Source organism: Hymenobacter psychrophilus (assembly GCF_900107135.1).
In the GTDB taxonomy this organism is placed as follows: Bacteria; Bacteroidota; Bacteroidia; order Cytophagales; family Hymenobacteraceae; genus Hymenobacter; species Hymenobacter psychrophilus.
The window spans coordinates 1-8,975 of sequence record NZ_FNOV01000027.1 but is presented as its reverse complement, the minus strand read 5'-3'; the positions used below and the strand labels follow the sequence as shown (position 1 = coordinate 8,975).

The 8,975-nt window shown below is 53.7% G+C and carries 6 protein-coding genes; 3 read left to right on the top strand and 3 right to left on the bottom strand.

Annotation, left to right across the window (positions count from 1 at the left end):
* Positions 1-772 precede the first annotated feature (772 nt).
* Together mobV and BLW21_RS20490 are read left to right on the top strand one after the other, a co-directional pair.
* On the top strand, positions 773-2,485 hold the full coding sequence (mobV, locus tag BLW21_RS20495; RefSeq protein ID WP_092743912.1) for a MobV family relaxase: 1,713 nt from the start codon (positions 773-775) through the stop codon (positions 2,483-2,485).
* Between the two features lie 195 nt (positions 2,486-2,680).
* Entirely contained in the window at positions 2,681-3,859 is a 1,179-nt protein-coding gene (locus BLW21_RS20490) for a metallophosphoesterase (RefSeq protein ID WP_092743910.1), read from the top strand.
* 168 nt (positions 3,860-4,027) lie between these two features.
* Here BLW21_RS20490 and BLW21_RS20485 read toward each other — a convergent pair whose 3' ends face one another.
* Together BLW21_RS20485 and BLW21_RS20480 are read right to left on the bottom strand one after the other, a co-directional pair.
* Positions 4,028-4,306, bottom strand: a complete 279-nt coding sequence (locus BLW21_RS20485) for a hypothetical protein (protein ID WP_092743908.1) — start codon at positions 4,304-4,306, stop codon at positions 4,028-4,030.
* Between the two features lie 6 nt (positions 4,307-4,312).
* The gene (locus BLW21_RS20480) at positions 4,313-7,084 is read right to left on the bottom strand and encodes a class I SAM-dependent DNA methyltransferase (RefSeq protein ID WP_092743906.1); all 2,772 of its coding nucleotides are present in this window, start codon (positions 7,082-7,084) and stop codon (positions 4,313-4,315) included.
* Positions 7,085-7,333: 249 nt separating this feature from the next.
* Between BLW21_RS20480 and BLW21_RS20475 the strand changes: the two genes are divergently transcribed.
* Complete coding sequence (locus tag BLW21_RS20475; RefSeq protein WP_092743914.1) at positions 7,334-7,834, top strand: hypothetical protein; 501 nt, start codon at positions 7,334-7,336, stop codon at positions 7,832-7,834.
* Between the two features lie 35 nt (positions 7,835-7,869).
* Here the strand turns inward: BLW21_RS20475 and BLW21_RS20470 are convergent, their stop codons facing one another.
* Positions 7,870-8,847: a replication initiation protein gene (locus tag BLW21_RS20470; protein WP_092743904.1), complete on the bottom strand. Its 978-nt coding sequence runs from the start codon at positions 8,845-8,847 to the stop codon at positions 7,870-7,872.
* Between the last annotated feature and the right edge of the window lie 128 nt (positions 8,848-8,975).

The window sequence follows — 8,975 nt, the reverse complement described above, 5'->3', positions numbered from 1 at the left end:
AAAAAACGCCCGTTTTTCGAGACACCCCCAACTCGCCAGAATCCGACCCGGCGGCCCTAACGGGAATTTCTGTTCTTACTCTTGCGCTACCCCTACAGCTTATCTACAGTTGGTCTGGCCGAATAAAGGAAGGGATTTACCAAGAGCTTAGAGCAACCCAAAAATCAGTTCACTATCAGGCAGTGGGGGGAGGAAGGCAGTGGGGGAGGCCTAGAACGTGCAGAGATGCTCCAGGACGAAGTGATGAGGGTGTGGGCAGGTCAGTGGTACTCGTAGCAGGTAGGAGGCACACAGAGAGCAGATTTGGTGGAATGGCCAAGTGAGAGAGGTTGCCAGCAGGTCAGGATTAAGCAGCTGAGTAGGGGCCAGGTTGAAATGGGGCAGGGGCTGGCGGGTCCGGGTCAAGGGGTAGTCAGCAGATTTTAAAGGGCCGGGGCAAGGGGGCAGCCAGGGAAGGACGAACGGGATGGGGCAGCTCCGAGAGAGGGGGATGGTGTCAAAAAAGAGGAAAGTTTTAGATGCTCCTTTTTAACATAATATGCGGGGAGAGTAGGCGGAAGTGTTGAGGGGTAGGGCTGGATTTCGGTAAAGTGTTGTAGCTTGTAGTAGAGCGAGGGTCCAGACGGTTTTGTTCTGCCAGGACGACCATCTATGCATCACACACGATGCATAGGATTTACGGTTGAGCTTCGCTCATCACCGTAAATCCTATGCCGTGCGCCCTCCGGGGCTAGCCAAATTTCCTTTCCCCCACTGCCTAACTCCTGTGCTCATGCTGCCTTTTTGTATTCTGCGTCACGGCAAATTGACCGACGAGAAACACGCCAATAAAGCGACCACGCACAACTACCGCAAGTACGATGTGCCCAACGTTGACAAAGAGCCTCGGCACCCGAACATCGAGTTCATCAACACCGAAGAACGCAGCTACTGGGACCTAGCCACTGAACGCATTGCTGAGGCCGGCATCACAATCCGGCGCAAGGATGCGATTCGGTGTGTAGAGCTAATTCTAACGGCCTCGCCGGAATTTTTTGAGCGCGACGAGAAGGGTCGTGCTGCTGACCAGTCGGACAGCCAGTGGGTAAAGGACAACCGGGCTTATGTAGAAAAGAAGTACGGCAAGGAAAACGTCATCGCCTTTCAGCTCCAGCAAGACGAAACGACCCCGCATTGTCATGTGGTTATCGTTCCCATCACGGCCGATGGGCGGCTGTCGGCCCGCGACCTCATCAATCCGGTTGCCCTGCGAATAAATCAGAACGACTACCACGAGGCAATGGCAGCGCACGGATTGGAGCGGGGGGTAGAGCGTAGCCAGGCTGTCCACCAGCCCATGAGCGCTATGTATAGCAAACAGAATAAAACGGCGGCCGAGCTGGGGGAAAAGATGGGGGCGGCCAGCGCGTTCGAGGACGTGCCGGTAAAGCGGCCAGGTGCGGCGGACCTGTTCAAACTAACAGAGTGGGAGGCCAAGAGCACGGCCAGCGTAAGTGAGCAGGGGCAGGCTCAGGTAGAGAAGGCGAACCAGCGGGCCGAGAAGGGGATAAATCTTGCGTTAGAGAACGCTTCAGCCAAAAGTCAGGTCCGTGCGCTCCAAAGTCAGTTGAGGACTACAGAGAAGCTGAAGGAGAAGCATTACCGCGAGAAGATACAAGCCCAGGGTGAGTTAAAGCAGGCCGAGCAGGAGAAAATCAAACTAGCGGTGATCCTGGCCCAGGGCCAGAAGGTGCCAGCGGATTTACTCAAGCTGGGGGCCGAGCAGCGCGAAAAGGACCGACAGGAGACCAAGAAGGCATTTGAAGTGCATCTGGTCAACGGGGCTTACACGGACTACCAGAGCTACATGAGTGGGCTCAAAGCACAAGGATTCAAGTTCAAAACGGCCACAGAAGCCAATCCTAACCAAGTAGCGCATCCCAAGCACGGTTCCCAGTTCACTTATGCAGAAATATGTCCCAATGGCCATGAAATAAGCGAACAGGTTGCCGAGCAACTTCAAGCTAGGCAAGCACGTGCAGACGCGCATGCTCACGAGATGAAACAGGCCGAAATACGGCAAGCAGAAAAGGCGCGACAGCAGGTGGCCACCAAGGAACTTGCCCTGATGGAGCGGGCTTTTGATATTTATCGTTGGAAGCCTAAGCCTGCAGAGTTAACCGCCTGTTTAGTAGTCCCGAAGGAGAAGGCCGACGAAGTGGCAAAGTCCTTACGGAGGGGCATCCACTCTCATGCAGCCCATTTGGGCGTGCAAGGCGAACCATCTCGCAGAGACGGAATGCAGACCGTTTATGTGAAGTACCAGCCCAGCTTTGCTCATGTTGTTGACTCCTATTTCGATAACGTCCGGGCGATGGGTGGCCAGGTCCATGAGTATGACGACATGAAAGCCAGACGGGAGGGCTATGAAACCAAACCGCAGGTAGCGCCCACCATAAAGCGGGAGTCAGGGCAGAGCAAAGGCTTCGGGATAGGAGATGACTAGCATGGCAAAGTACCAGGGCCGGCCGTGCAGCTGGGCGAAGGGCCAGGCGGTACAATGCGGAGGAGCTATAACGTCTTACAATCCACCGTTCAGAAAACGTTATGAACCCAGACGTGTCTCATTCTGACCGTGATAGATATGGCATAGTACATTTGCTTTTCTTCCTTAATTTGGCCTTCTGACTTAGCGATCCCAATGAAAAAGAAGATACTTATTGTATTGGCCGCCTACGTGGTGTATTGTTTAGGGGGCGTTGGGCTAATTGCGCTGGGGTACGCTGATCGATGGTATTTCATGCCTTATTGGTCGATTAAGGGGCCCAACTCGGACAAGTCGGGCTTATCGGCCGATGGTCCTTGGATAGCTTATGCTGGCCCGGGCGGTGTGCTACGCCAGGTTGAACAGCAGGATAAGGACCTGTTCATTCGTCAGGATACATTACCGACCCTGGCAGGGCAGCAAATACGCTGCTTCGTGGCAACAACAGGCCGAGATTTCAGCATACCGTTACGAGAACCTGCCCAACCCGAACCCGCCATTTACGCCGAGCCCGACCGGACACTGGTCCTCTCAGACATTGAGGGCAACTTCGCCGGCCTGGAGGCCCTATTGCGCGGCAGTAGGGTGGTGGACAAGAACCTGAACTGGTCGTTCGGCAATGGCCACTTGGTGCTGCTAGGCGATTTTTTTGACCGGGGCTTACAGGTTACCGAGTGCCTGTGGCTGGTTTACAAGCTGGAGCATGAGGCGGCCCGAGCCGGTGGCAAAGTGCATTTCATTTTGGGCAATCACGAACGAATGAATCTCACTGGGCACTTCAAGTATGTGCGGCGCAAGTACCGCGTCAACGCCGACACATTGCAGTGGCCCTACGAACAGTGGTACGGGCCGCAGACCGTGCTGGGTCAATGGTTGCGTAGTAAGAACGTCGTCGAGAAAATAGGATCTTCGCTCCTAACCCACGGCGGCCTGAGTACGGAAGTAGCGGCGCTACGTCTTCCCTTAGTCCAGTTGAATGCAGAAGCGCGGGCCTATCTACAACGGGCGGCCACCGACACGATGCTCACGTCAACCCAGCGGCTGGTGAACATGCCCCCCCTTAGCCCGGATTGGTACCGGGGCGTCGCGCAGGAGGAGGTTTCGGCTGCAGACCTGACGGCCATGCTAAAGCAATACGAAGTCAACCGGCTCATTATCGGGCACACGCCCGTGACAGAAATCACGGCTCTATATGGTGGCAAAGTACTGGCCATCGACCTGCCGCATCAGGAACGCACAGATGGCAAGCAGCCGTTGCAGGCCCTACTGCTGGAGCAAGGCCAGCCAATAATTATTGATAGTGAGGGCCGGCGCACTGCGCAAGTATCACCCTAACTACTTGACTTTACTGGAAAAGTACCACGTCGGCTACACCTCAACAGAAGGCAAAAAAACCACCATTTTTCCGAGGTCGGGGGTATAACCAATGTTATGTTAAGGGATAAAACCAAGACAAGGGAGGGACTATTTGCACTTCCCCACTGCCTTCAAAATCCTATCTGACTAGCCCACCAGCGGAGCCGGCAGGGCCGGTACGAAGCCGTCAAAGACCTCGTAGCTGATGATGTTATAGCGGCGGGCGTAGGCCCGCAGATGCACGGCGATAATCCGCTCCCTGGTGGCCCGTTCAGAGCCGGGCGTGTATTCTATCACCAGCATCCGCTTCTCGGCCTCCTGAGCCAGCAGGAAGTGGCACGGAATGGCTTGCTGTTCGGCCTCGGTAAGGTGAACGGCATTTTCCGGCTTCAATACGACGAGTTCGAGGTAAATTTTTTGCCGCATAGGGGGCTAGGCAATGGCCTTGGGTTTACGCTTCGACTTAGGTGCAGCGCCAACGTTCCCCAAAACAGGCTCTGTCAGGCGGCGGTATTCGTCAAACAGGTATTCCAGCCGGCTTAGCTCCGTAGGGAACGCAGCCGAGCGGTAGCACTGGTCCACGGCCCGGTCAAGCTGCTGATGGGCTTTCACCAGGGCCGGAGGCATAGTGAGCGGGTCGTAGAGGGTGGCCAGGCTTGCGTCGGGGAACTGTGCCCGCGCTGCCAGGACTACCTGCGCGGCGGCTTCCACGCCGGTGACTTGCTTGGGACTAGGTGTAGCCGGGAATGGAAAGTTATTGTAGACGAGCGAGTTTGAATAGCTAAACCTGCTCTCCAAACGGCCGCAAGTGTAGCGCATCCAAGCCATGTGCATGGCCGAAGTCAGTACCCCAAACAGGTAAGGTGTAGCATCCGGTACCATTTGCAGCTTGTTGCTGGCGATAACTGCTTTGGGCAGGAACCCAATCGGAATGTATGTGCGCCTTTCCGACGATACTTCGGGAATGGCTAAGTAGTCGGAAGCCGGTTGCGCTATCTGTACAAACAGGGTTGGCGTAGCAGCGCGTTTCTGAGTAGAAGGAGCCTTGCTGGCCAGCCGCGACTGCCGAACTGCTTCTACTCGTGCCTTTACTAACGGCAGCTTCTGCAATTCAGAAGGCGAAATATCCACGAGCCACAGGCACCACCTTTCCGTTCCCCGAATCAGTTCTTCGCCCCCGAGGTACTTCCGTACCCAAGGTGCTGCACCTGGCTCCTTGCTTAGTAGTTCCTCTTTCTCATCAGGAGTTAGAACAAGAAAGCCACCATCAGAGGGCTTATTTCCCCAAATCATCTGCGGCACGTTGCTAACTGGCTTCGTCCGGTTCCCAATAAATACGTCAGCGGCATCAACCAGATACGCGTTGATGTGCGGCACCATCCGCTTTAGCGGTTCAGAAGTGGGCGTAGGGTAGTCGTAGAGGGCGCATTGTTTCGGCTCATCAAGCCCAAAGCCCACTATCACGCAGAACACATTGGCATTGCCCCGCGCCTCGTTACTCCATTTGAAGGTGCGATGCGCGAAATGAATTTTGACGCCATGCTTCTGCATCAACTCACCCCATAAAATGCTGACTTGTTCCCCTTGTGTGATGGAATTGGTGCTGACGAAGGCAACCTTAACGGCGGTATCCTGAATGTATTGGGCTGCTTTTAGCAGCCACGCCGAAACATAGTCCAAGGCACCTACCGACTTGAGGCCTTTTGCTACTGCGGCCACTTCGGCTTTTTGTTGCACCGTTTGCCACGCTTGTCCAATGAACGGCGGATTGCCCAGGATATAAGTGAGCTGGTCCTTTGGGGCCACGGTTTCCCAGTCGGTGGTCAGGGCATTGCCGTGAACAATACGGGCAGTCCGGGTGAGGGGCAGGCGTAGGTAAAGGTTGCCGAAGGCCTCGGAGAGGCGCAGGTTTAGTTGGTGGTCCATGAGCCACATGGCCACTTCGGCAATGCGGGCAGGAAATTCTTCCACCTCGATACCATACGCCTGGTCTACCTGCACCCGCGCATACAGGGCCAGGTCCACGGTCTGACCAGTGGCCACTTGGGCAGCAAACAGCCGCTCCAAAATTTCCTGCTCCAGTAAGCGCAGTTCGCGGTAGGTGACCACCAGAAAATTGCCGCACCCGCACGAGGGGTCCAGGAAGCGCACTTTTTCCAGGCGGCGGTGCAGCTGGTCGAGGCGCTGACGGTTCTGGCCGGCCTGAGCCAACTCCTGCCGCAGCTCGTCCAGGAACAGGCCTTGGATAACCTTCAAAATGTTGGTTTCGGAGGTGTAGTGCGCCCCCAGGTTGCGCCGCTTTACGGGGTCTGTGACGGACTGAAACAGCGACCCGAAAATGGCCGGGGAGATGCGCGACCAGTCGAAATAGGTGCAGCGAATGAGCTGTTCGCGCAGGGCCTGGTCGAAGGCCGGAAACTCAAAAAATTCCGTGAACAGGGAGCCGTTTACGTAGGGAAGCGCCTGTAAATGGGCCGGTAAGTGGCGTTGGCGCTCATGGTTCGGCTTGTCGAGGACCGAGAACCATTGGGCCAACTGTGCCCCCACGTCGGAGCCATCTTCGCGGGTGTTTTCTTCCAGGAAGGCCCGGAAGGCATCTTTCTCAAAAATGGCCGTATCCTCCGCAAACAGGCAAAAGAGGATGCGTACCAACAGCACTTCCAGCTTGTGGCCGTGGTAGCCGTCGCGCAGTAAGGCGTCGTGCAGCTCGCCCATGAGTTCGGCCGCTTTGATGTTGGCCGGGTCTTCGTCCTTGTACTGGCGCTTCTGGTAGCCGGTCAGGAAGGAGAACAGGTGCAGGTGCTGGTGCAGCTCTTCTAGGGGGAAGTCGTAGTTGGTGCCCTCGTCGAGGTCGTAGAGGCGGAAGCGGGCGAAGTCAGAGACCAGAATGTATTTGGGCAGCTCGTGGTCTTTGAGGCCGGGGAAGTAGTCCTTGGCTTGCTGCACGGCCTTATCCAGGTCTTTGCCGCGGCTCTTGTGCTCCACCAGCAGCGTACCCTTCCAGAGCAAATCAATAAATCCCTGTTGGCCGGAGAGCTTCTTGACAGGCTCTTCAAACGTGGCCACGCGGCGACGATTTACCCCGAACACGTTAAAAAAATCGCCCCAAAAGGCTTTGGCTTCGGCGTGTTCGCGGGTTTCGCCTTGCCATTCCTGGGCAAAGCGAATGGCGCGGTCTTTTAATTCAGAGAGGCTTAATGCCATAAAATGGGATAGTCACGAGGGGGGAATATGGGGCAATATAGGATGCCCAAGTGATTATGCATCTTATGCATCCAAGCCAACTCAGCGTATCAGATGACTTAAGAAATGGAAACAACCTTTAAGGATCCTTTCTAGTGTTATAATTCACTAAACGCTTGACTAGTCAGTGATTAGTCAATGACTAGTCAAGCAGAAGTTAAACAAGATTTAGAGTGTTTACTTTGTGGCTTCTGACTAGTCATGCTCCGAATGGAAAACGCCGCTACTTTTTTGACTATAAAGCAAGCAGCTCAGCAGGTTAACAGGTCTGAGCAGACCATCCGGCGACTAGTCAAGCAATACGTTAAGACTAGTCATATCCAGACAGAGCTGACACCCAAGGGCAACACGTATTTGATTAGTCAGACGTTTCTGGCGCAACAGTACCCCAGTCAAGCCGAACCGTTGCCGGCAGTAACAGCGCAGGCCCAGGTGCCGGAGGTTGCCGAGTTAGAGCGGCAGTTAGCCGAACGCGACCAGACTATTCAGCAGCTACAGAATCGTCTGTTAGAGCAGAATGACGTGCTAAATGCTTTGACTAGTCAGGTGAATAGTCAGCGTATCGGGCGCATTGAGGAATTACTGCTTAGTCAGAATGAGCAGTTGGGCGAATTGCAAAAGCGACTACCTGAGCCAAGAGAAGCCCCCATAGTATTACCAGTGCCAGAATCCATCAAAAGGGGCTTCTGGCAACGTGTTTTTGGCAAGTAGTGGCCGCCGACCCGAGAAGGAGGGGATAGATGATTTTAAGTGGCCTTAGATGGTTTAGCTGCAACTAACCCTAAGCGCACGAGTAGCAGGCCTCCTGCGTTGCGCGAAGCCTTTACTTTGCCAGTTTTCAGGTCGTGGTTGTAGCGGTTGACTTCGGCCACGTGAGCGGCGCTACTCATAATAGTTTGCCGGTGCTTAGCATCAGTGATGCGCAACTCGTCCAGAACCCGGGCGGCGTTATCGAAGTGGCTTTGTTGCACACCAGATAGTGACTGAGCAGTACCTGCCAAGTCAATGGGAATGGGCGTTGCTAGTGCTTGGGGTTTGATTATGAAGGTGATGTATTCATAAGTTCTCCCAACCTTTTCGAGCTTGTAACTAATGTGAAGTTCGGTGTGCTCATTGATTTGCTTGACACTTCTATCCAGAACATTTACTCGAAAATCCTTGAATGATTTCAGCTTCTCTTTGATATCTATCTCCCATGGCTTGTCATCAATCAGGTCAAGCATCGTTTTCAGTTCTCTGATATGGTACCTCTTTGTCTTGCCAAGGTCCTTCCATTGGGAGCAGATGGGGTAGATGCGCTTAGCGTATTTGCTAGTGAGTCGGAGCGCCGCAGATAGGCCGAAGCTAGTAAAGTTGTCTTTGAGATGGTATAGATGGGGTAGAATATGCTTGGTAAGCTCAAATTCTATAATACCAGTGCCCGTCAAGTATTTGACTCGCTGAAACATAGAGAGTTGTTCAGGATATTTTCCAGTGGTTATCGAGAATACCCTCGACATCATTCCGTCAGTGGCTTGCCATAGATAAGGGAAATCATATTTCTTGCCAGTTAATAAGGACAACTCCTTGATGTTCAGTTGATATACTAAGGAGGATTGGGATTTTCTCAGCTTAGACAGCATGAAGAAGAAGAGGTCCATCTGTAGCTCACTGAATTCAAAGCGTGCATTGGTTAATGCATTACTATGACGTACTTCTAAATCGGGTGTAAGTTCTTGATCCATAAGGTAAAACTACAATAAAAGGAGTTATGTAAAAAGACGTCCGATAAAATCACTCCCTTTTCACACATTAAACCTCCCCCTTTCACACATTAAACCTCCCTTTTCACACATTAAACCTCCCTTTTCAC

Bases quoted from the DNA above. Each gene is read 5' to 3' on its own strand.
- mobV (WP_092743912.1), top strand. From the start codon at position 773: ATGCTGCCTTTTTGTATTCTGCGTCACGGCAAATTGACCGACGAGAAA.
- BLW21_RS20490 (WP_092743910.1), top strand. From the start codon at position 2,681: ATGAAAAAGAAGATACTTATTGTATTGGCCGCCTACGTGGTGTATTGT.
- BLW21_RS20485 (WP_092743908.1), bottom strand. From the start codon at position 4,306: ATGCGGCAAAAAATTTACCTCGAACTCGTCGTATTGAAGCCGGAAAAT.
- BLW21_RS20480 (WP_092743906.1), bottom strand. From the start codon at position 7,084: ATGGCATTAAGCCTCTCTGAATTAAAAGACCGCGCCATTCGCTTTGCC.
- BLW21_RS20475 (WP_092743914.1), top strand. From the start codon at position 7,334: ATGGAAAACGCCGCTACTTTTTTGACTATAAAGCAAGCAGCTCAGCAG.
- BLW21_RS20470 (WP_092743904.1), bottom strand. From the start codon at position 8,847: ATGGATCAAGAACTTACACCCGATTTAGAAGTACGTCATAGTAATGCA.